A 21,841-nucleotide genomic window follows, 5' to 3' on the forward strand; every position below is an offset into this window, starting at 1 on the left:
TCTAATGGTTTTCATTGCCGTTCCGAGGCAGGCCTAGTCGCCGATACTTCAAGACATATTGCGGAACGCCTATTAGCCCTTGTCGCTTATTTACGGTGTATGTGGAAAAAGGGGAACCACGGTATTTGTCGGTAGAAACGAAAATGTTTCGTCAATGGTGTTAACCTTGGCTTTGGAGGAACATTAATCTTAAAACGTAGGAAAATGAAAAAAACACTACTTCTCGTATTGCTGTGTCTTGGCGTGGGCGGCTCTTTTGCCCAGTCCATAGAACGGAGCGTAATAAGTAACGTGGGCGGAACCATGGCGACGAGCACTATGTCCGTAAGTTTCACCATAGGCGAGCCTGCGGTGGGCTTGTTGATGGAAACCAATTCCGTAGATCAAGGTTTTTGGGCCGGAAAGGGCATTTGGGTCATGCCGATGACCCCTGGCGAGGAACCCTTGGATATTTTGGTATATCCTAATCCTGTGGTAGAGGAAGTCACCGTTTTTACAGGTCGCAACGAGGTGTACGGTATTGAACTATTTGCCGTAAACGGACAGCAGGTCTTCACTCAAAAAATCGACGAGCTCGAGTTGGAATACAAGGTTGATATGGCCTATATGGCAAAAGGGGTATATGTGTTAAAACTCTACCTGGAGGGCCGTTCGGAAACTAAAGAATATAAACTGATTAAAGAATAGGGCCATGAAAAGAAAATACTATCGAATACTTACCGTGCTTTCATTGTTGTTCTTGGGAACCTTAATGGTTCAGGCGCAGCAAAAAAACTTTATCAATTACCAAGGGGTAGCCCGTAATTCCGATAACGAATTAATGGCGCAAGAGACCATGGAAATTAGTATTGCCTTAAAATTTGGTAGTGCCGATGCGGTCGTCCAATACCAAGAAAGCCATTCGGTAACGACCGATGCCAACGGGGTCTTTAGCTTGCAGATCGGAAGTGGCAATAGGAGTACCGGTAGTTTTGCCAATTTGCCTTGGGGCGAAGCTACATTTGTTACCGTTTCGTTCAATGGTGCGGAGGCCGGAACTACGGAACTTATGGCGGTGCCCTATGCGATGGCTTCTGGAGATAAGAGATGGACCGTGAACGGGGCGGATATTGAAAATGTAAATACAGGGGGAGTTAAGGTCAAGGGTGACCTTGAGGTTTTGGGAAGCCTGGGTTTGAGGCAGGGCAATGAAGTTGATGGAATATCGGATGATGAGGGGCTGGCGGAGAACAGCGATAGGGTACTACCCACGCAAAAAGCCGTTAAGACCTATGTAGACAACCGTTTGTCCGGCGGAGGGGGTGTTGCCCAGAATGCTTCGGAAGTTCCCTATAGCAATGCTGGGTCTGGCCTTGTGTCCGAGAATGTTCAAGACGCCTTGGATGAAATCGCATCCTCTGGCGGAGGGGCCGATGCTGATGCCGACCCCACCAATGAAATTCAAGATATTAGCCTTGTGGGTACCGATTTGGGCATAACCGGTGGGTCGACAATAGATTTGTCTGCCATAATACCGCCCGGAGGTACGGATGACCAAAATGCCTCGGAAGTTCCTTTTGACAATGCGGGTACCGGCCTAGCGGCGAGCAATACACAGGCGGCCATAGAAGAACTCGCATCAGGGGGATTGGTAGATACCGATAATCAAGGCTTGGTTTTGACCGGTGATGTGCTGACTATTGAAGACGGTACCGGCTCGGTCGATTTGGGTGATTATGTGGATGTAACCGCGGAAAACGGATTACTGACAGGTAACGGCTCCGCCATAAAAGGCTTGGTCGGAACCAGTGATGGCCAAGTGGCCAAATGGGATGCGGGTTCGGGACAATGGGTCGCGGGTAACGACGAGGTGGGCGCCGGTGGCGGAGGCACGCTGTGGGAAGAAGACGGGAGCGATGTGTACTATACCGGGGGAGATGTGGGAATAGGGACGGCCTCGCCCAGTGCGCAGCTGCATGTCGTTGGGGCCACCGCCAACCCCGTAATGCTCGAGACCGATGATGTGCGCAACTGGGTCAGTTACGATACGTCCAACGGTTATATTGGGTATTCAGGTGTTTTTTCGGGAGCCAGGGATATGGATTTTGGTACGGGGAGTGGCAATAGCACCGGAAAAGTCCATTTGGTGACCAAGGCCGTCCCCAGGTTGACCGTTGAAGCCAATGGCGATGTACAGGTGCGAAGCTTACAAGGTTCGGGCGAACGAAACGTGGTGGCCGATGCCAATGGAAATTTGAAAATTAGCGAGCCTGTAGTATTTAAGTATAAAGGGTCAGGTTTTGCCGTTAAGGATTTGGACGGGAACACTGTAATTGAGGCCGATATATGGGAAAACAAGATATATGACACCACCGACAGTTTCAATAGAACCACAAAAAGGTTCGTATGTCCCGAGGAGGGATATTATTTCCTACATGCCAGGGTAGATCAGTCAAATGCCATAAGCAGCGCATTTTTTGGGATTAAATTCAATATCCAAAATAATTGGTTAGATGGGTCAACGGTCGACGGAGACACCGTGGATACCGAGGTAAGCGGAATTTTTAAGTTAAACGCCGGGCAAGAGGTCTACGTAGAAATGCGTAATTACAGTGCCGGCCTAGATTCCCGCATCGATGGTTTTGGCAGTTTCTTTGAAGGGTATAGAATAAATTAGGGGTAGCGGTCTTGGTCGACCATGGCCTTCTAAAAATTAAACCAAAAAGTATGTTTTTATATACTTTTTGGTTTAATTTTTTTTGTTCGATTTCTACATCAAATTTGTTGTAAGGGGTATTTGTTGCGAAGGTCAGTGTATATACAATGCGAGGCTACATTTCAACAATTCGTGTTAAAAACTTTGTAGCCAAAATGATGAAACAGCCCATATATTTTGGCGGTTTTTTGCCATCTTTGTTATTCCATCACAAAGGAAGACTTTTCTTCCCAATACACGAATTTTTTAAAACCGCTTTGATATGTCCGCAGCCCTAGAGCCTATTTTGGAAGAGAATAACGACCGCTTTGTAATCTTTCCTATCAAACATCACGATTTGTGGGAATGGTACAAAAAATGCGAGGCTTGTTTTTGGACAGCGGAGGAAATTGATTTACATGAAGACCAAAACGATTGGGACAATAAATTGAGTGAAGATGAGCGGTACTTCATTAAACATATATTGGCCTTTTTTGCGGCTTCCGATGGCATCGTTAACGAAAATTTGGCCGAGAACTTTGTAAGCGAAGTGCAATACGCCGAAGCAAAATTTTTCTATGGTTTTCAGATTATGATGGAGAATATTCACTCTGAAACCTATTCGCTTCTGATCGATACCTATGTGAAGGACGAAAAGGAAAAAGCCCTTCTCTTTAGGGCGATAGAAAATTTTCCGGCCATCAAGAAAAAGGCGGATTGGGCATTGAACTGGATCGAGTCTCCAAGTTTTGCAGAAAGGTTGATTGCTTTTGCAGCGGTTGAAGGTATCTTTTTCTCAGGGGCTTTCTGCTCTATCTTTTGGTTGAAAAAAAGAGGGTTGATGCCGGGACTTACCTTTTCAAATGAATTGATTTCCAGGGATGAAGGTATGCATTGCGATTATGCCGTGCACTTGCACAACAAGCACCTGGTCAATAAAGTGCCTAAAGAACGCATCACCCAAATTTTGACCGATGCATTAGATATTGAGCGTGAGTTTATTACCGAGTCGCTTCCTGCAAGCTTAATCGGGATGAACTCCAAGTTAATGACCCAATACCTAGAGTTTGTAACGGATCGGCTTCTTGTCGAGTTGGAATGTGATAAGGTTTACAACGCTACCAATCCGTTTGACTTTATGGATATGATTTCCCTACAAGGAAAGACCAATTTCTTTGAGAAACGCGTTTCCGAATACCAAAAAGCGGGTGTTTTGAACAAAGAAAAGGATGATGACGCGCAGAAAATAAGCTTCGACGCAGATTTTTAAATAGTTTAAAACCAAAGGCTCTTAGCTATAAAGGGTTCTTTGTTCCCAATTTTGAAACTGTTAAAATCTTTAACAGTTAGACCTAATCAAACCAAAATAATACCTCACTAAAACGTAGTTAAATGTTTGTAATCAAAAGAGACGGCAGAAAAGAAATGGTCATGTTCGATAAGATCACGGCCCGAGTTAGAAAATTGTGTTACGGCCTAAATGGCCTTGTCGATCCCTTAAAGGTCGCTATGCGTGTCATAGAAGGACTTTATGATGGGGTTACCACTTCTGAGCTCGATAATCTGGCGGCCGAGATTGCGGCAACGATGACCACTACCCATCCTGATTACGCTAAATTGGCCGCCCGTATATCGGTCTCTAACCTTCATAAAAACACTAAAAAGTCCTTCTCCGAGACAATGAAGGACCTTTATGAGTATGTTAACCCACGTACCAATAAAAAGGCGCCATTACTGTCGGACGAAGTATATAAGGTTATTTCCGAAAATTCCGAAAGACTCGATTCGACCATCATTTACAACAGGGATTTCGGATATGACTATTTTGGCTTTAAGACTTTGGAGCGCTCTTATCTCCTGAAGATTAACGGTAAGATTGCCGAGCGTCCGCAGCATATGCTTATGCGTGTTTCCGTGGGGATTCACCTTAACGACCTTGATGCCGCCATCGAGACCTATGAGCTCATGTCTAAAAAGTACTTTACCCATGCCACGCCAACGCTTTTTAATTCGGGTACCCCAAAACCACAAATGTCTTCTTGCTTCTTATTGGCTATGAAAGACGATAGCATTGATGGTATCTACGATACATTAAAGCAAACGGCGAAGATTTCGCAGTCGGCCGGGGGTATAGGCCTTTCTATTCATAATGTACGTGCTACAGGCTCTTATATCGCGGGAACGAATGGAACATCCAATGGAATCGTACCCATGCTTCAAGTGTTTAACGACACGGCACGATATGTGGATCAAGGCGGAGGAAAGCGTAAAGGGAGTTTCGCTATCTATATGGAGCCTTGGCATGCCGATATCTATGCCTTTTTAGATTTGAAAAAGAACCATGGTAAAGAAGAGATGCGTGCGCGTGATCTCTTTTATGCGATGTGGATTTCCGATCTCTTCATGAGAAGGGTAGAGGCGAATGAGGAATGGACATTGATGTGTCCGAACGAATGTCCGGGATTGTTTACGCACCACAGTGAAGAGTTCGAGGAATTGTACCTTAAGTACGAAGCTGAGGGCAAGGGAAGAAAGACCGTAAAGGCCCGTGAACTTTGGGAGAAAATATTGGAGTCCCAAATCGAGACCGGAACGCCTTATATGCTATACAAAGATGCGGCCAACAGAAAAAGTAACCAGAAAAACTTGGGTACCATACGCTCGTCCAACTTATGTACTGAAATAATGGAATATACCTCACCGGACGAGGTGGCCGTATGTAACTTGGCATCCATTGCATTGCCAATGTTCGTTAAGAACGGAAGTTTTGACCATAAAGAGTTGTTCAAGGTTACCAAAAGGGTGACCCGAAACTTGAACAAGGTCATTGATAGAAATTACTATCCCGTTAAGGAGGCCGAAAACTCCAATATGAGGCACAGACCTATCGGGCTGGGCGTACAGGGGCTTGCCGATGCGTTTATTATGTTGCGCTTGCCGTTTACTAGCGATGAGGCCAAAAAATTAAACCAGGAAATCTTTGAGACCCTTTATTTTGCGGCCGTTACCGCTTCTATGGAAATGGCCAAGGAAGAAGGTCCGTATTCTACCTTCGAAGGGTCACCAATATCGCAAGGGGAATTTCAGCATAACCTTTGGGGGGTAAAAGACGAAGAACTTTCCGGAAGATGGGATTGGGAAAAACTTCGCAAAGAAGTAAAAAAGAACGGTGTTCGCAACTCTTTGCTTGTGGCGCCTATGCCTACGGCTTCCACTTCACAGATTTTAGGGAATAACGAGTGTTTCGAGCCTTATACCTCCAATATTTATACGAGAAGGGTGCTTTCTGGAGAGTTTATCGTAGTGAACAAGCACCTATTGGAAGACTTGGTGAACTTGGGCCTTTGGAACGAGAATATGAAGCAAGAGCTTATGAGGGCCAACGGTTCTATACAGCATATAGAGACTATTCCCCAAGACATCAGGGACCTTTATAAGACGGTATGGGAGCTTAGTATGAAAGATATTATCGATATGAGCCGTCAGAGAGGTTATTTCATTGATCAGAGCCAGTCGTTGAACTTGTTCATGGAGAATGCGAACTACGCCAAATTGACTTCAATGCACTTTTACGCATGGAAAAGCGGCCTAAAAACAGGAATGTACTATTTACGTACCAAGGCGGCCGTAGATGCGATCAAGTTTACCTTGGATAACAGCAAGAAAAAAGCGGCACCGGTCAGTGTGGCTGCCGAGGCGGAAGCTGCGGCAACAACACCACCTGTTGAAGCTGCTGCGGAAATGGAAGTGAAGGCTACTCCGGTTACACAGGAGCAGGAGTTGGATATTCAACCTATGACACCACAAGAAATGAAAGAAATGATCGCTCGTGCCAAAGAAGGGCAGGCGGACGATGATTGTTTAATGTGCGGCTCCTAGGCTTAACAGAAGATATATTGAATAACCCCGGCTTTCGGCCGGGGTTTCTTGTTTTCTGGAGGTAAGGCCTGTAAAATCTTTGGAGTGCTCTCTAAAGCTTGCTAAAGGCTTGATTTCTGTAAAGGAGGAGGAAGGTTAGAGGGTGAAATCTTGTATATGCACTTGTTGCCGGGTCAAGGCTAGGCCCGCCTTTTAAAAAAATAACTAAAAGTTATTATTTTTCTAAATAAGGTCTAGCTACTACCGATAAAAGATATGCAGCTATATAAACGATGAGTATAATGATGTATTTGTCCATGTTGCCCCCAAAATGATTCTATACTATATACGTACGGAAATCATTAAAAAGATTACATAAAACTGTCGAAAATGCCTTTTTTTGGCAAAAATTTAGCAATTCGTTTAAATATGCGGCATTTATAGACGAATTTGACTTGTGCCCATGGCACGATCGGCCGAATACACGATTTGTGGGTTTTCTTTTTGAACTGGCTCGTCGGCACGAGTGAGTTTTTTCGATTGCTTCTTGTTAAAGTAGTAAAATGCCACTTTTGACATTAGCATGAGAGCTGCGTAGGTGATGAGTAAGTAGATGTATGAAGCCATACAGGGACAACGTTCGACTTTTTAGCTATCTTATAGCTTTAGTATGTTCTAGGTCGAAAAAGGTCAAAAAACTCGTTGAAATGCACAATTGGCTTTTTTTACTGCCGTTAAAGTGCATTTTTTTAACAAATTTGGGCCTATAAAGAAAACAGCCCCACCTTGATCAAAGGCAGGGCTGCGGTAAATATTGTTCGCTGTTTGTTCTATAAAAATGAATCTTCTTGTTTGTAGGCATCGATTACGGCTTGCTCACCGGCCTTACCTTCTTTAGAATTTCCGTGTTCCATGCCCAATACGCCGTCAAACCCTTTTTCGTATATCCATTTGAATACGTTTTTGTAGTTGATTTCACCGGTTGTAGGCTCTTTTCTCCCTGGGTTATCCCCAATTTGGATGTAGGCTATTTCATCCCAGGTGAGTCCCATATTATGGATAAGATGCCCTTCGGTTTTTTGCATGTGGTAGATGTCGAACAAAATTTTACAGGCGGGGCTATCGACACCCTTGCATATCATATAGGTTTGGTCGGAGTTCTGTAAATACAGGTCGGGTGAATCGGATAGGGGCTCCAGTACCATGGTGAGTCCATGAGGTTCTAAGATTTCCGCACCTCGTTTTAGGGCTTCGATAACGTTGCCGTCTTGTACGCCAATGGGTAGTTTTCTTTCAAAGCCACCGGGTACAACGGTCATCCATTTGGCATTAACGCGTTTTGCGGTTTCTACGGCTCTTTTACATCCGTCTAAAAAGATATCTATATATTCTTGCTTTCCGGCGGCCAGGGTGTTCTTCATATTACCGCCTTTGTCGATAACGAATACGCCCATGGTCATTCCTCTTTTGGCCAAGGTTTCCCCTATTTTGTTCTGCATGGCCACATCGCGTTTCATCATACCATTGTCCTCGAAGGCGGTAAAACCTTGGTCGGCCATAAAGTTGATCTGATCGATGGGGTCATCGCCCGCCAATGCCTTGAACATGCCCAAATGCGGCGCATATTTTAGGTTGAATTTATGGGGTTTTGACTTGGTGCTGCTAAGGTTAGGGTAGGCAAGGCTGCCTGCCATGGAGAGGGCTCCAGTGCTAAGGGCCGTTTTCTGAATAAAATTTCTTCTTTTCATTTTGTATGGATTGGATGATATAAAAAAATAAAGGGCCGAAAGTAAACTTACGATTACCATCGGCCCTTTTTATGGTTCTATGTCAGAACTTATTTTAGAGCGACCACGCTCTTCCGCCGGTCAGTTCTTTGGTATCTGCACAACCTATATATTCCCCTGGAACGGGGAGATAGGCCAAGACCTTTTCCCCAACGTACTCTGAGGTCTTATAACCCCAAATGGTCATACCCCTAAGGTTGTTGGCAAACGCAAAACGGGCTATGCCATCTTCAAGAAGGGGCTGTTTTCCTTCGGCTATAGCTTCGTTGTATTGTTTGATGGACTTGAAGTTGCTCACTTCTTCTTCCTTGGTAGCTTTTAAGGCATCGGCCAATACGGGCTCAAGGTCTTCGGCGGTTAAATCTGCCGCTTTCTCCTTGCCTGAATCTTTGAGGGCCTTTTCTAAAAACCTGTCCATAGACATTTTAAGGAAGTCTTGCTGTTCTTTCTCCATAACCTGGTCGGCAAAACGATCTATAAATAGATGTACTTGGGTTTCCGAGGCCGATGGGGTATCCGTTTTCGGTAGGATAATATCTACCAATTGGGTCAAGGCGGCACCTTGTTCCTTTGTAAAAAAGTCAGGAGTCCATTCCAGTACGGTCTCGCCCTTACAACTTTGGACAATGCTGATCAGAGTGGGGGTGGCCACGGTGTAACCGAGGGCCATACCCATATTCTTGAGTGCTTTTCTTCTATCCATTATATATTTCCTTTTTTGAGTTCGTTTACGGCGTGATTCGCTGCCCTTGCCGTAAAAGCCATATAGGTTAATGAAGGGTTCACACAACTTGCGGAGGTCATAAATGATCCGTCGGTTACATAAACATTGGGTACATCGTGAATCTGGTTATAGCCGTTTAATACGGAGGTCTTTCTGTCCCTTCCCATACGTGCCGTACCCATTTCGTGGATACCAAGGCCTAGGCCGGTTTCGCGGTCGTGACCCTTAACGTCCCTTACACCTGCTTTTTCAAGCATTTCAATAGCTGACTCCATCATGTCTTTACGCATGTTCAACTCGTTTTCCTTGAATCCTGCGTCAAAAGTAACGGTCGGTAATCCCCAGCTGTCCAATTTGTCGTAATCAAGGGTCATACGGTTGTCTTCGTACGGCAGTACTTCACCGAAACCACCGATACCGATGGTCCATCCACCTGGTTTTAAAATGGCATCTTTCAGGTCTTTTCCGTAGGATAGTTCGGCAATTAATTCTTCCCAATTGCCTCTGCTCGCACCACCTTGGTAGCCGAAGCCACGCTTGTAGTCTTTTCTGTTGGTATCACCTCCCAAGTTTCTGAATCGGGGAATGTATACACCATTAGGTCTGCGGCCCTTGTAATATTTATCGTCAAAACCGTCGAATTTACCTGAAGCGCCCACTCCTAAGTGGTGGTCCATGATGTTGCGGCCCAATTGGTCGGAATCGTTACCCATACCATTAGGGAAGCGGTCTGATTTTGATTGCATTAATATAGATGTGGAAGCTATGGAAGAAGCACAAAGGAAAATCACTTTGGCCTTGAACTCGAAAGCTTCTTTACTTTCCCTGTCGATTACCTTTACGCCCGTGGCACGTTTTGTGTCTGGGTCGTACATTACTTCGTGTACTATGGAATCAGGGCGCAAGGTCATATTTCCTGTTGCTTCCGCCGCAGGTAAGGTCGATGAAAGGCTACTGAAATATGCTCCAAAAGGACAGCCTCTTATACATCTATTTCTAAATTGACATTTTGAACGGCCATCGAAGTTTTTGGTTCCCGTGATATGGGCGACCCTACCAACGGTTACGGTACGACCGTCAAAAGACTCCGCTACTTTTTCCTTAAAATGCTCTTCAACGCAGTTGAGTTCCATTTGGGGAAGAAAGTTGCTGTCGGGCAATTGTGGTAAATTCAATGCCTCTCCACTAACACCGATATAATCTTCTACTTTGGCGTACCAAGGGGCGATATCCTTATATCGAACCGGCCAATCAACGGCAATACCATCGTTTTTGTTGGCTTCAAAATCGATGTCGCTCCAGCGGTAACTCTGTCGACCCCATTGCAAGGAACGTCCACCAACGTGGTAACCACGCATCCAGTCGAAACGCTGTATTTCGTTATACGGATGTTCAAGGTCGTTTACGAACCACATCTTACTTGCGGCATTGGTCGTATAACCTGTTCGGTTCTGTTTCGGTTGTTTTGCGATGTCCTCTTTTGTTGGCTTTCCTCCGTTAGGGAAATCCCAGGGGTCCATGTTCGCAGTTTCATAGTCTTCGATGTGCTTCACCATACGTCCGCGCTCCAGCACCAAGGTTTTTAGTCCGGCTTCACATAGCTCTTTTGCAGCCCAGCCACCACTTATACCTGTACCTACTACAATCGCGTCATATGATTCTTGCTCTTCGTTGTAATAAAATTTGCTCATGTACAAAATTGTTTAGTCCATAAATTTATTAAATATTAAATTAATTTTCTACATTTATTCGCTATACATCTTGTTAAGGTCGTACAATAAAGGGTAATCTGCCTCCAAATCCTTATAATTCAATAAACTAATCGTAAATAATGAAAAGAAGAAACTTTATAAGAAATAGCTCTAATGCCGGTTTGGCCCTCTCAATTTTAGGTCTTGCGGCTTGCAAGGGAACCAAAAAAGAGGAAAAACAGATAGAGGCTGCATCGGAAACTGAAGAAGTCGAAATAGAACCTTTCTTTAAATTATCTTTAGCACAATGGTCTATACATAGAATGGTCCGAGAGGATGGGGTAGACCCATATACGTTTGCGGAAAAGGCCAAAAAATGGGGCTTTTCTGGTTTGGAATATGTCAGTCAATTATATAACCCCGAGCTGTCCGATGCAGGTTATTCGGAAGAGGCCATGGCGGCTTTTGTGGAAAAATCGAACGCCGAGGCCAAAAAGCATGGGCTGCAGAATGTTTTGATCATGATAGATGGCCAAGGCAACCTGGCCGTTAGCGATGAAAAGGAAAGGGACGAGACCGTAGAAAAACACAAAAAATGGGTGGATGCCGCAGCTGCAATGGGTTGCCACTCCATTCGTGTTAACCTGAGCGGAAGCAATGACCCAGAAGAGTGGAAAAAGAATTCTATAGATGGTCTTACAAAACTGTGTACCTACGCAAAGGGAAAAAATATTAATATTCTTGTAGAAAACCATGGAGGGTTATCTTCCAATGGGGCCATGCACGCCGAGGTCATGAAGGCTGTGGCAATGGATAATTGCGGCACCTTGCCCGATTTCGGGAATTTCTGTATTACCCGTAAAAAGGGCACGCGGGAGTGTGAGCTTATGTACGATAAATACAAAGGCGTAAAAGAGTTGATGCCCTATGCCAAGGCGGTAAGTGCCAAATCGCATGATTTTGATGCAGAGGGCAATGAAACCGAAATCGACTATGTGAAAATGCTTCAAATGGTAAAAGACCATGGGTATACGGGTTTTGTGGGGGTCGAATATGAAGGAAACGGCTTGAGCGAGGAAGAAGGAATTATGGCTACCAAAGAACTGTTGCTAAAAGCATCAAAAGAAATCAAATAACTTAAAATAGATATCCGTTACCGTGAAAGTATTTTTCAATCAGCTGTTCGACTATAATTTCTACTGTAACAAAAAGCTCATTGAAGCTTGCACGGCACTGGAAAGTGTTCCTCGAAAAAGTATAGCACTCTTTAGTGATGTTTTGAACATGCATCATATCTATAACGAATATATCGGTAAGGGGCAACCTACCTATCAGTTGGGGCAGTTGCACGATTTGGGTACATGGGGTGACCTTCATTACGAAAACCAGCGCAATTCCTTTGAGATTACCTCGGCCACCGATGATTTTGACAAACGTATTGATTATGAGGATGCCGAAGGGAAACTCTTGATCCATACGGTGCAAGACTTACTTTTTCATATCATTAATGAGTCGGCCTATTATAGAAGCCTTATAGAAGTGGATTTCAAGGCGAATGGGTTGGAGTTCTTTCGAACGGATTATATGACCTATAAAAATTAAGGCTTCGCAATGACTATAAAGATTAAGGCACAGCTTTCGTTAATGATGTTTTTGGAATTCTTTATCTGGGGTGGTTGGTTCGTGACCTTGGGTATATATCTTCCAAATAGTTTAGGCTCTACAGGCAGTGAAATCGCCCTGGCTTATTCGACACAATCTTGGGGCGCTATTTTAGCGCCCTTTATTATTGGACTTATTGCCGATAGGTATTTTAATGCGGAACGTATTTTGGGGGTGCTGCACTTAATAGGTGCTGCGCTTATGTACGCCATGTACCAAGCGACCGATTTCTCGGGATTTTTCCCATTTCTGCTCGCTTATATGATTATGTATATGTCTACTTTGGCCTTGGTGAATTCGGTTTCTTTTAATCAGATGAAAGACCCGGCCAAAGAGTTTTCCTTCGTGCGTGTCTTCGGAACTATAGGATGGATCACCGCCGGATTGCTCATCAGTTTTTTTAATTGGGATTCACAAGAAGGTATTACCGAAGGGTTTTTGCGCAATACGTTTTTAATGGCTTCAGTATCATCGGCTATATTGGGTGTGTTTAGTTTTACTTTACCTAAAACGCCGCCAACCGCAGATAAATCACAAAAAATAAAACTATCGGATATTCTGGGCCTCGATGCTTTGGCATTATTAAAAGACCGTAATTTCTTGATATTCTTTTTGGCCTCGGTATTCATCTGTATTCCCTTGGCCTTCTATTATCAGCATGCGGGACAGTTTTTGGGGGAAATCGGAGTCGCCAACCCTGCGGGAAAAATGACTATTGGGCAAATTTCCGAGATTCTTTTTCTCTTGCTCCTGCCCTTCTTTTTTAAACGGTTCGGTTTTAAAATGACCATTGTAGCGGCTATGTTGGCCTGGGGGCTTAGATACCTAATGTTCGCCTTTGGCGATACGGGAGAACTGGTCTTTATGTTGCTGACGGGGATAGCCTTGCATGGTGTTTGTTACGATTTTTTCTTTGTTTCCGGACAGATTTATACGGATAGTAAAGCAGGGGCAAAATACAAAAGCGCAGCTCAGGGCCTGATTACTTTAGCGACCTATGGCGTTGGTATGCTCATAGGTTTCTGGATAGCCGGAGCCATTACGGATACCTATGTTATGGATGGCGGACAACACGATTGGAGTACGATTTGGCTGTATCCTTCCGCTTTTGCGTTTCTAGTGCTACTGCTGTTCTCCATTTTGTTCAAAAATGAAAAAATAGCCTATAAATCATAGTTATTTTATTAAATTCAAACTCTTAAAAAATAAAGAACACAAAAAGTTCAAATAGCGACTTTTTACTAATTAAAAGGATTACAAAATGCCAAAAAAAATCAGACTTGGAATTTTAGGAGGAGGAGGAGACTCTCTAATAGGTGTACTACATCGTGTAGCATCGCATATTAATGACAACTATCAAATAGTAGGAGCGGTATTCAACCCTGATTTTGAGCAAAATATGGCTTTTGCCAAGGAGATTGACGTGCCTACCGATCGTATCTATAAAGATTTTGATACGATGATCGAAGAAGAAATGAAGCTTCCTGAAGACGAGCGTATTCAGGTTTGTTCGGTGTTGACGCCGAACTTTCTTCATTTTCCTATGGCATTGAAACTGTTGGAAAACGGTTTTCACGTGATTTGCGAAAAACCTATGACCACCTCATTGGAGGAAGCTAAAAAACTACAGGCCGCCCATGAAAAGGCGGGTACCGTTTTTGCATTGACCCACACCTATACCGGTTACCCAATGGTACGCCAAATGCGTGAAATGATCAAGAATGGGGAGTTGGGAAGGATCCACAAAGTAGACGCCGTTTATTATCAAGGATGGATCAATGAGATAATCCACGATCAAGAGAAGCGTTCTTCGGTTTGGCGTCTAGACCCCAAAAAGGCAGGAATCAGTTCTTGTATAGGAGATATCGGGGTACATGCCTTCAATATGGTAGAATACACTACAGGCTTAAAGATCAAGTCTATTTTGAGCGACTTCAATTATTTGTATGAGGACAACCAGATGGATGTTGATGGAACGGTTCTTATCAGAATGAGCGACCATGTTAAAGGGGTTATTCGAAGTAGTCAAGTAGCCACGGGTGAGGAAAATGGCCTAGGAATCGCTATATATGGGGAAAAAGGAGCTTTCAGATGGGAGCAAGAGAATCCTAATTACCTGTATGTCCTGAGCGATACCAAACCTACGCAGGTGTATAAGCCAGGTCATGCCTATAACAGCGAGCTTTCTTTAGGTGGCACAAAACTTCCTCCGGGACACCCTGAAGGTATTTTTGATTCTATGGCGAATATCTACCTTGGTGTAGCCAAAGCGATAAGAGGTGAGCAGTATGATAGCGGTGAGTATCCGACCATGACCGATGGTGTTCGTGGTATGAATTTTATTGAAGCTACCGTAGAGTCTAATAAAAACGGAAATACTTGGGTGGAATTGGAAGACTAAATAGTCTAAAGAAAATCCGCAATAAATAAGAACCCCCGAAAGCATTTGACTTTCGGGGGTTTTTGTTTTAAACTTGTTCAATCGATGAAAAACTCCTATTTCACCGGTTGTATCATAAAACTAAAAGATAAATTATCTGGTTTAATTTGATATTCTTCGTGTGGTAATAGTCCCCAGCTGTTATCGCCTCCAACACCCATTTGGCTATAATCTATATTGATGTTGATAAGGTCTCTTTGAGGGATGTCATAGGTGTGGCGTTGTTGTTTTTCCATACCCTCATCAAAGTCGGAATTATATTGATTGTGGGCACTGAATCCGAACAGTCTTGGTGAGGAAATTTCGATTCCTTTTCCGTTCCTGTTTAAAAAGGATACCGTACGGATATCCGTTCTGTTCCCGTTCTCTTGTGGACGTATGTACTCAAAATATAAGTCCTTTACTTTTGCATTATATGAACCTACCAATGCCGAAGTGTTCCGGTCTTGGTAATTTTCATGTGGACCTCTACCGTACCAGCTCACATTATCGTATGCCGAGTCTATGATAAAGTTATTTCCAAAACGGGGCACGATGGGCAGGCTATCCTTAATGTTGGAAAGGTCCGTACTCACTAGAATTTCTCCCTTGTTGTTGATTGCATAGGTCACCGTGGCTTCACCTTGTACGGAAGGCAGGCTGTAAGTGGCCGTAAGCTGTAAATCGTTTTTGATTTTAAACGGATTCTTACTAAGTTTTACAGCGTCAATGACCTTTTTGCCGTCATTGGAGTTCAGTTGAAAACTCGTCAGGTTTTGAGTTTCGGTAGCCTCTTTCCAGACCTTTAGACGTTTAGGCATATTGTAGCCATAATCATTGTCGGTCGGCGCACGCCAGAAGTTTACGCTCGGTCCGTTTTTGATCAAATTGCCTTGGCCGTAATCTAGTGTGGTCAAGCTACCATCGCTACTACTAAAACCGACTTCAAATCCTTCTCCTTTAATTTTTACGGTGCCATCTACATTCGTAACTGAAAGTCCACTGGTTTCCAATTCAAAAACACTGGGGGTGTAATCGGTCAATTGGAATTGTTCATAAGCAAGGGTAAAACCTTGCGGAACAAGTGGCGAGGCATTTTTGGTGGATGCGTAAACATTCAAGAAGTATTCAGATTTTTCGTCGGTCAATTCCGGTAGGGCAATCTGAAATTCTTTAGACTCATACGGAGCTACTGCTACATCGGTAATAGTTCCAGCCTTCACCTCAATTCCGTTTTTGAACAATTTCCATGTGAAATTATATTCTGAAAGATTGGTGAAATCATATTTGTTGGTAATCGTGATTTTACCTGATTTAGGATTGTTCGATTTAAACTTTACATATTGGTATACCTTTTTTACCTCGTACAAAGCAGGATGTGCCGAACGGTCAGGATTCACCAATCCGTTTAGGCAAAAATTATTGTCATGCTGAAGGTGTGAGGCGCCGAAATCGCCTCCAAAGGCATAGAATTCGACCCCGTCTTCATTTTTGGTCTTTAGGCCTTGATCGACCCAATCCCAAATAAAGCCACCTTGCAACACGTCGTATTTTTCAATAACGTCCCAGTAATCCTGAAGGTTGCCAACGCTATTCCCCATGGCATGGGCGTACTCGCATTGAATAAGGGGCCTTTTAGGGTCGTTTTCGGCATATTTGACCGTCTGTTCTATAGTCGCGTACATTGGCGCTTGAATGTCGGTATTGGCGTACTGGGTAGCGCCTTCATATTGAACGGGGCGCGTATCGTCTTGTTTTTTGAGCCATTCGTAAGTAGCGAAGAAATTTTCGCCGTTACCTGCCTCATTTCCTAAAGACCAAGTAACGATAGAAGTGAAATTTTTATCGCGTTCGTACATGCGCATCGTACGGTCTAAATGCATGGCTTTCCATTCAGGCCTATAGGCAGGGTGTGTTGTTTTGGCCTCTTCATCGTTGTCAAGACCTTGGTTGGTGGTGCCCATGCCATGGGTTTCAATATTGACTTCATCGACGATGTAAAAACCATATTGGTCCGCCATGCGATAGAAAAACTCGTTTTTGGGGTAGTGGCTGCAGCGTATGGCATTTAAGTTGTTGCGTTTCATTACCTCCATGTCTTTTAATGTGGCTTCCCTGCTGATAACATGGCCCGTAGTTTCATCGTGGTCATGTAGGTTGGCCCCTTTAATGAGAACGGCCTGGCCATTGACCAAGAATTGATTGTTCTTGATTTCAATTTTTCTGAAACCTATTTTAGAGTTTATGGCTTCGGTCACCTTTCCTTTCCTGTCTTTAAGGGTAAAGAGTAGGGTGTAAAGATTAGGTTTTTCGGCGTTCCAGCTTTTGATGTTTTTTAAGGATTTATCAAATTCGACTACGGCCGAATTTTGGTTGAAGACCACTTCTTTTTCCTCTGAGTAAAGTACTTTGCCATCATCTAAAAGTTGTACGCCTACTTTGTATCCTTTTGCCTTTTTTCCGGTGTTTTCTAGTTTCAGGTTAAGCTTCAGTAATCCATCTTTATAGTCGTTTTCCAGGTCGGCTATGGCCCGATAGTCTTTAATGGTGGTGGTTTCGGTAGCGTACAGATAGACGTTGCGGTCAATGCCGCTCAGTCTCCAGAAATCTTGGTCTTCCATATAGCTGGCATCGGACCATCGAAGTACTTGTACGGCCAAGGTATTTTTGCCTGCTTTAAGGTACTTTGTGATGTTGAATTCCGCCGGGGTCTTGCTGCCCTCGCTGTAACCTACTTTTTGTCCGTTGACCCAAACATACATAGCGCCGCTGACCCCACCGAAATGCAGGTAAATGTTCTTGCCGTTCCAATCTTCTGAAATTTCAAAATCACGTTTGTAGCTTCCTACGGGGTTTTTGTCGTGGGGAATAAAAGGAGGGTTCTTTGGAAAAGGGTAGACGATGTTCGTGTAAATGGGAATGCCGTGGCCTTGAAGTTCCCAATTGGAAGGCACTGGAATCGTGCTCCAAGTGGAAGTGTCAAAATCGGCCGTTTGAAAATCAAGGGGCCGGGCCATAACATTGTCGGCATACTTAAAGCGCCAATCGCCGTTTAATGAGCGGTAAAAGGGAGAATTTTCCCAACTATCGTTCTGTAGTGCATTCTCGGGCGTTTTGTATCGATAGAACGAAGCCGTTGGGGCTTCACGGTTGATTTGAAATATTTCGGGATTTTCCCATTCGGGATTTTCCCATTTAGGCGCCTGGGCCTGTAAAGAAATGGATAGGAATAAACCAAGAAACGGAAGAAATAGGCCGAATGAGGGCTTATAGGGAGTTGAGTTGAGCATGCTAGAGTTTGTTTACGTTGATACTGTACAAGGTAAAAAAACTTTACAATAAACTAGGCTTCTGTGGTATCACAAAATAGCACAGTCCCTCAATCCCTATAAAAACCGTTTAACGGTCGAATATTTTTTCGAACTCTTGACAGACAATGATCATGCTCTCGTTGGGCTTGCGGTTGAAAGCGGCCAGTTCTTTGGTAAAGTAGTCCCAATGCACCTTTTTCCAATAGGCCAAGCTTTTGTCGCCCTCACCTTCGAGCTGGGCATAGGCCTCGTCTATACTGAAATAGGGCCTTAACTTTACTGCGGTAGTTCTAACGATGCACTGTGCCTCGCCTTCCCAATTGGTTACGATCATAAAATCGCCAATCTTGGGCAATGGCTGTTTGCGGTACTGCAGACCCAACAACGAGTGGGAGGTGGCACGTTTAATGCCTTTTTTGACCAATGCCGCGCATTCGTTGGCATCCTGTTCGTTGTTGCAGAAATGTACGACTTGTGGGGCATCGACAAAAGCATGTTCTAAATGTTTGTCAAGGTAATCTCCCCACAAATTTCGGGCTGAAGCGTTTTCCATATAGTTATTGCGGTTAGCTAGTTTTTCACGGTATTAGCGAAAAATTTAGGTTAACAATATACAAACGAACGAACAATTTTAGGTGATATTTTAGAATATCAGATTGATTTATCGGTCGTTATACATAATCATGAAAGTTTTCCGGACTTTAATTGTTCGGCGGCGTGGTTGGCGGCCCTTGCCGTAAACGCCATATAGGTCAACGAAGGGTTGACACAACTTGACGATGACATGAAAGCTCCGTCGGTTACATATACATTGGGAACGGTATGTAATTGGTTGTGTTTGTTCACTATTGACGTTTTGGGGCTATGTCCCATACGTGCACCTCCCATTTCATGAATGCCCAGGCCGGGACCGGTTACTTCATCATAAGGCTGTACATCTTTGAAGCCCGCCGCTTTGAACATGGCAACGATTTCCTTTTTAATGTCCTCGCGCATATTGTATTCGTTTTCCTTGAACTCAACGTCAAAATCCAGTTGGGGTAGTCCCCATTTGTCTTTTTTGCTTCGGCTAAGGGTTACGCGATTATCGTCATAGGGTAAAAACTCGCCGAAACCCGTAACGCCAATTTGCCAATGACCAGGTTTTAGAATGGATTCTTTAAGGTCTTTTCCGTATCCCATTTCTCCGATTGAAGCCGACCAGTCTTGCCTGCTGGCACTTCCTTGGTAACCAAAGCCGCGCAGGTAGCCTTCGCGCTTGGTTTCGTCGTTCAAATTGACGAATCTGGGAATGTAGAATCCGTTGGGTCTTCGTCCCTTGTAGTACTTATCTAAATAACCGTCTACTTTTGCCGAGGCGCCCAATTTGTAGTGATGGTCCATAATGCCACGGCCAAGTGCGTCGGAGTCGTTGCCCAAGCCATTGGGGAAACGCTCGCTCTTTGATTGTAAAAGAATCCCGACCGATGCCATTGATGAGGCACATAGAAAAATCACTTTCGCCTTAAATTCAATCTTCTCGTTGGTTTCGGCATCGATGATCTTAACGCCAGTAGCCTTTTTGGTAGTGTCGTCATATACCACTTCGTATACGATGGAATTGGGCCGTAGTGTCATATTTCCGGTACGTTCCGCAGCGGGCAAGGTAGAGGAATTGCTGCTAAAATAGCCCCCGAATGGGCAGCCTCTCCAGCATCTATTTCGATTTTGGCATGTTCCCCTGCCTTCAAAATCGGCATCAGGGTCGGTGATATGTGCCGCGCGACCGATGGTAATTAAACGTCCGTCGTCAAATTTTTCGGCCACTGAGGCCTTAAATTCCTCTTCAACACAGTTGAGGTCCATTTTAGGTTGAAAGATACCATCGGGCAAGTGGGGTAGGCCCAGGTTTTCACCACTAACCCCAATATATGCTTCCACCTTATCGTACCAAGGTGAAATATCTTTATAGCGTACGGGCCAGTCTACGCCTATACCTTCTTTTTTATTGGCTTCAAAATCAAGGTCGCTCCATCGGTAGCTCTGTTTGCCCCAAGTCAAGGATCGTCCGCCGACTTGATAGCCTCGTATCCAGTCAAAACGCTTGGTTTCTACGTAGGGATGGTCAAGATCGTTCACAAAAAAGTGCTTTACATCTTCCTTTGGGGCCCAGCCTACTCGTGATTGGATGTGGTATTTTTCTTTATCGGCCTTGGAAAGCTCCCCTTTTAGGGGATAGTCCCAAGGGTCATCGTTCATAGTGGGATAATCTTCGATATGCCGCACCATAGGTCCTCGTTCAAGTACTAAAGTTTTTAACCCGTTCTCACATAATTCTTTAGCGGCCCAACCACCGCTAATTCCTGTTCCGACAACAATGGCATCGAATATTTCTTCTTTATTCACAATAGTATTTCTTGTTTTAAACCTGATGTAATGCCTATATTTATAACTTTCCTACGGGAAGTCGGCTTTGACTATTTACGAGAATTAAATATAGGGTTTTTCTTTATAAGGACATACAAAAGGAAGAAACCTGTTACTAAATACAAACAAATAGAAGTATGAAAACAATTAAAGGACCCGGCGTATTTTTAGCGCAATTTGTAGACAGTAAAGCACCGTTCAATACCTTGGACGGCATGTGTAAATGGGCTGCGGATTTAGGGTACAAGGGTATTCAGATACCTACATGGGAGAGTTTTTTAATAGACTTGGACAAGGCTGCCGAAAGCCAGGATTATTGTGACGAGCTTAAGGGAAAAGTAAATTCATACGGCCTTGAGATCACTGAGCTTTCTACGCATCTTCAAGGGCAATTGGTCGCGGTTCATCCGGCTTATGACCTTATGTTCGACAGTTTTGCTCCCGATGCCGTAAAGAACAACCCGAAAGCCCGTACCGAATGGGCGGTAGACGTTGTTAAAAAAGCAGCTACGGCCAGTAGAAGGTTAGGTCTTAATGCCCATGCTACTTTTTCAGGGGCGCTACTTTGGCATACATGGCACCCATGGCCACAACGACCAGCAGGCCTGGTTGAAATGGGTTTTGAGGAATTGGCCAAAAGATGGATGCCCATCTTGAACCATTTTGACGAACAAGGTGTTGATGTATGTTACGAAATACATCCGGGAGAAGACTTGCACGATGGGGATACCTTTGAGCGTTTTCTCGCCGCTACAGGAAACCATAAGCGTGTAAACATCCTTTACGACCCAAGTCACTTTGTATTGCAACAATTGGATTATATTGAATATATAGACCACTACCATGAGTTCATCAAATCGTTTCACGTGAAGGATTCCGAGTTCAACCCAACAGGTAAAAAAGGGGCCTTTGGTGGTTATAATGATTGGGGTGATCGTGCCGGTAGATACCGTTCTTTGGGCGATGGTCAAATCGATTTTAAAACTATTTTCTCCAAGCTTACCCAATACGGTTGCGATGTTTGGGCCGTGATGGAATGGGAATGCTGTATTAAGAGCCCTGAACAAGGGGCCCGTGAAGGAGCGGTCTTTATTCAAGACCATATTATCGAAGCTACGGAAAAGACCTTTGACGATTTTGCCGGTGCAGCTATAGATAAGGAAATGCTCAAGAAGATTTTGGGTCTTTAGTCCAAAACAGACTTGCGGACATCTATTTTTTAAAATAATGAAGAATGCTTTCTCTTGTCTTTTGGCAAGAGAAACATTTTTCTCTCTTCGAAAAACTAATACATAAATTATCAAGACCT

General features: G+C 44.0%; 15 protein-coding genes. 9 read left to right on the forward strand and 6 right to left on the reverse strand.

Annotation, left to right across the window (positions count from 1 at the left end; translation table 11 throughout):
• Nucleotides 1–204: 204 nt before the first annotated feature.
• From ZOBGAL_RS09010 to ZOBGAL_RS09025, 4 genes are all read left to right on the forward strand, one after another.
• On the forward strand, nt 205–687 hold the full coding sequence (locus ZOBGAL_RS09010) for a T9SS type A sorting domain-containing protein (RefSeq protein ID WP_013993269.1): 483 nt from the start codon (nt 205–207) through the stop codon (nt 685–687).
• 4 nt (nt 688–691) lie between these two features.
• Nucleotides 692–2,656, forward strand: a complete 1,965-nt coding sequence (locus ZOBGAL_RS09015) for a C1q-like domain-containing protein (protein ID WP_013993270.1) — start codon at nt 692–694, stop codon at nt 2,654–2,656.
• 301 nt (nt 2,657–2,957) lie between these two features.
• Nucleotides 2,958–3,944 carry a ribonucleotide-diphosphate reductase subunit beta gene (locus ZOBGAL_RS09020; protein WP_013993271.1) on the forward strand — a complete coding sequence of 329 codons (987 nt, stop codon included), beginning with the start codon at nt 2,958–2,960 and terminating at the stop codon, nt 3,942–3,944.
• 122 nt (nt 3,945–4,066) lie between these two features.
• The gene (locus ZOBGAL_RS09025) at nt 4,067–6,553 is read left to right on the forward strand and encodes a ribonucleoside-diphosphate reductase subunit alpha (RefSeq protein ID WP_013993272.1); all 2,487 of its coding nucleotides are present in this window, start codon (nt 4,067–4,069) and stop codon (nt 6,551–6,553) included.
• An 809-nt stretch (nt 6,554–7,362) separates the two neighbouring features.
• Here ZOBGAL_RS09025 and ZOBGAL_RS09030 read toward each other — a convergent pair.
• The 3 genes from ZOBGAL_RS09030 to ZOBGAL_RS09040 all read right to left on the reverse strand — a co-directional run bounded on the left by ZOBGAL_RS09030 (nt 7,363) and on the right by ZOBGAL_RS09040 (nt 10,734).
• A complete protein-coding gene (locus ZOBGAL_RS09030) occupies nt 7,363–8,280 on the reverse strand; it encodes a hydroxypyruvate isomerase family protein (protein WP_046287422.1) in 918 nt (305 codons plus the stop codon).
• A 94-nt stretch (nt 8,281–8,374) separates the two neighbouring features.
• On the reverse strand, nt 8,375–9,022 hold the full coding sequence (locus tag ZOBGAL_RS09035; RefSeq protein ID WP_013993275.1) for a gluconate 2-dehydrogenase subunit 3 family protein: 648 nt from the start codon (nt 9,020–9,022) through the stop codon (nt 8,375–8,377).
• Nucleotides 9,022–10,734 (reverse strand): GMC oxidoreductase, encoded by a 1,713-nt coding sequence (locus ZOBGAL_RS09040; RefSeq protein ID WP_013993276.1) that lies wholly within the window; start codon nt 10,732–10,734, stop codon nt 9,022–9,024. Before ZOBGAL_RS09040 ends, ZOBGAL_RS09035 begins: the two co-directional genes overlap by 1 nt.
• 140 nt (nt 10,735–10,874) lie before the next feature.
• Between ZOBGAL_RS09040 and ZOBGAL_RS09045 the strand changes: the two genes are divergently transcribed.
• From ZOBGAL_RS09045 to ZOBGAL_RS09060, 4 genes are all read left to right on the forward strand, one after another.
• Nucleotides 10,875–11,870 carry a sugar phosphate isomerase/epimerase family protein gene (locus ZOBGAL_RS09045; RefSeq protein ID WP_013993277.1) on the forward strand — a complete coding sequence of 332 codons (996 nt, stop codon included), beginning with the start codon at nt 10,875–10,877 and terminating at the stop codon, nt 11,868–11,870.
• Between the two features lie 22 nt (nt 11,871–11,892).
• Complete coding sequence (locus tag ZOBGAL_RS09050) at nt 11,893–12,336, forward strand: hypothetical protein (RefSeq protein ID WP_013993278.1); 444 nt, start codon at nt 11,893–11,895, stop codon at nt 12,334–12,336.
• A gap of 9 nt (nt 12,337–12,345) precedes the next feature.
• Complete coding sequence (locus ZOBGAL_RS09055; RefSeq protein WP_013993279.1) at nt 12,346–13,572, forward strand: MFS transporter; 1,227 nt, start codon at nt 12,346–12,348, stop codon at nt 13,570–13,572.
• 85 nt (nt 13,573–13,657) lie between these two features.
• Nucleotides 13,658–14,797 carry a Gfo/Idh/MocA family protein gene (locus ZOBGAL_RS09060; RefSeq protein ID WP_013993280.1) on the forward strand — a complete coding sequence of 380 codons (1,140 nt, stop codon included), beginning with the start codon at nt 13,658–13,660 and terminating at the stop codon, nt 14,795–14,797.
• A gap of 95 nt (nt 14,798–14,892) precedes the next feature.
• On the opposite strand, the gene ZOBGAL_RS09065 is transcribed toward ZOBGAL_RS09060, so the two are convergent.
• The 3 genes from ZOBGAL_RS09065 to ZOBGAL_RS09075 form a co-directional block, all read right to left on the reverse strand.
• Nucleotides 14,893–18,105 (reverse strand): glycoside hydrolase family 2 TIM barrel-domain containing protein, encoded by a 3,213-nt coding sequence (locus ZOBGAL_RS09065; protein WP_013993281.1) that lies wholly within the window; start codon nt 18,103–18,105, stop codon nt 14,893–14,895.
• Nucleotides 18,106–18,214: 109 nt separating this feature from the next.
• Complete coding sequence (locus ZOBGAL_RS09070) at nt 18,215–18,679, reverse strand: ASCH domain-containing protein (protein WP_013993282.1); 465 nt, start codon at nt 18,677–18,679, stop codon at nt 18,215–18,217.
• 128 nt (nt 18,680–18,807) lie between these two features.
• Nucleotides 18,808–20,511, reverse strand: a complete 1,704-nt coding sequence (locus tag ZOBGAL_RS09075; protein ID WP_013993283.1) for a GMC oxidoreductase — start codon at nt 20,509–20,511, stop codon at nt 18,808–18,810.
• Between the two features lie 158 nt (nt 20,512–20,669).
• Here ZOBGAL_RS09075 and ZOBGAL_RS09080 point away from each other — a divergent pair, with 158 nt between their 5' ends.
• Nucleotides 20,670–21,722 carry a sugar phosphate isomerase/epimerase family protein gene (locus ZOBGAL_RS09080; RefSeq protein ID WP_013993284.1) on the forward strand — a complete coding sequence of 351 codons (1,053 nt, stop codon included), beginning with the start codon at nt 20,670–20,672 and terminating at the stop codon, nt 21,720–21,722.
• Nucleotides 21,723–21,841 lie beyond the last annotated feature (119 nt).

This window comes from Zobellia galactanivorans, from assembly GCF_000973105.1.
GTDB lineage: Bacteria > Bacteroidota > Bacteroidia > Flavobacteriales > Flavobacteriaceae > Zobellia > Zobellia galactanivorans.

Bases quoted from the DNA above. Each gene is read 5' to 3' on its own strand.
- ZOBGAL_RS09065 (WP_013993281.1), bottom strand. From the start codon at position 18,105: ATGCTCAACTCAACTCCCTATAAGCCCTCATTCGGCCTATTTCTTCCG.
- ZOBGAL_RS09040 (WP_013993276.1), bottom strand. From the start codon at position 10,734: ATGAGCAAATTTTATTACAACGAAGAGCAAGAATCATATGACGCGATT.
- ZOBGAL_RS09020 (WP_013993271.1), top strand. From the start codon at position 2,958: ATGTCCGCAGCCCTAGAGCCTATTTTGGAAGAGAATAACGACCGCTTT.
- ZOBGAL_RS09010 (WP_013993269.1), top strand. From the start codon at position 205: ATGAAAAAAACACTACTTCTCGTATTGCTGTGTCTTGGCGTGGGCGGC.
- ZOBGAL_RS09045 (WP_013993277.1), top strand. From the start codon at position 10,875: ATGAAAAGAAGAAACTTTATAAGAAATAGCTCTAATGCCGGTTTGGCC.
- ZOBGAL_RS09035 (WP_013993275.1), bottom strand. From the start codon at position 9,022: ATGGATAGAAGAAAAGCACTCAAGAATATGGGTATGGCCCTCGGTTAC.
- ZOBGAL_RS09055 (WP_013993279.1), top strand. From the start codon at position 12,346: ATGACTATAAAGATTAAGGCACAGCTTTCGTTAATGATGTTTTTGGAA.
- ZOBGAL_RS09070 (WP_013993282.1), bottom strand. From the start codon at position 18,679: ATGGAAAACGCTTCAGCCCGAAATTTGTGGGGAGATTACCTTGACAAA.
- ZOBGAL_RS09015 (WP_013993270.1), top strand. From the start codon at position 692: ATGAAAAGAAAATACTATCGAATACTTACCGTGCTTTCATTGTTGTTC.
- ZOBGAL_RS09025 (WP_013993272.1), top strand. From the start codon at position 4,067: ATGTTTGTAATCAAAAGAGACGGCAGAAAAGAAATGGTCATGTTCGAT.
- ZOBGAL_RS09030 (WP_046287422.1), bottom strand. From the start codon at position 8,280: ATGAAAAGAAGAAATTTTATTCAGAAAACGGCCCTTAGCACTGGAGCC.
- ZOBGAL_RS09080 (WP_013993284.1), top strand. From the start codon at position 20,670: ATGAAAACAATTAAAGGACCCGGCGTATTTTTAGCGCAATTTGTAGAC.
- ZOBGAL_RS09060 (WP_013993280.1), top strand. From the start codon at position 13,658: ATGCCAAAAAAAATCAGACTTGGAATTTTAGGAGGAGGAGGAGACTCT.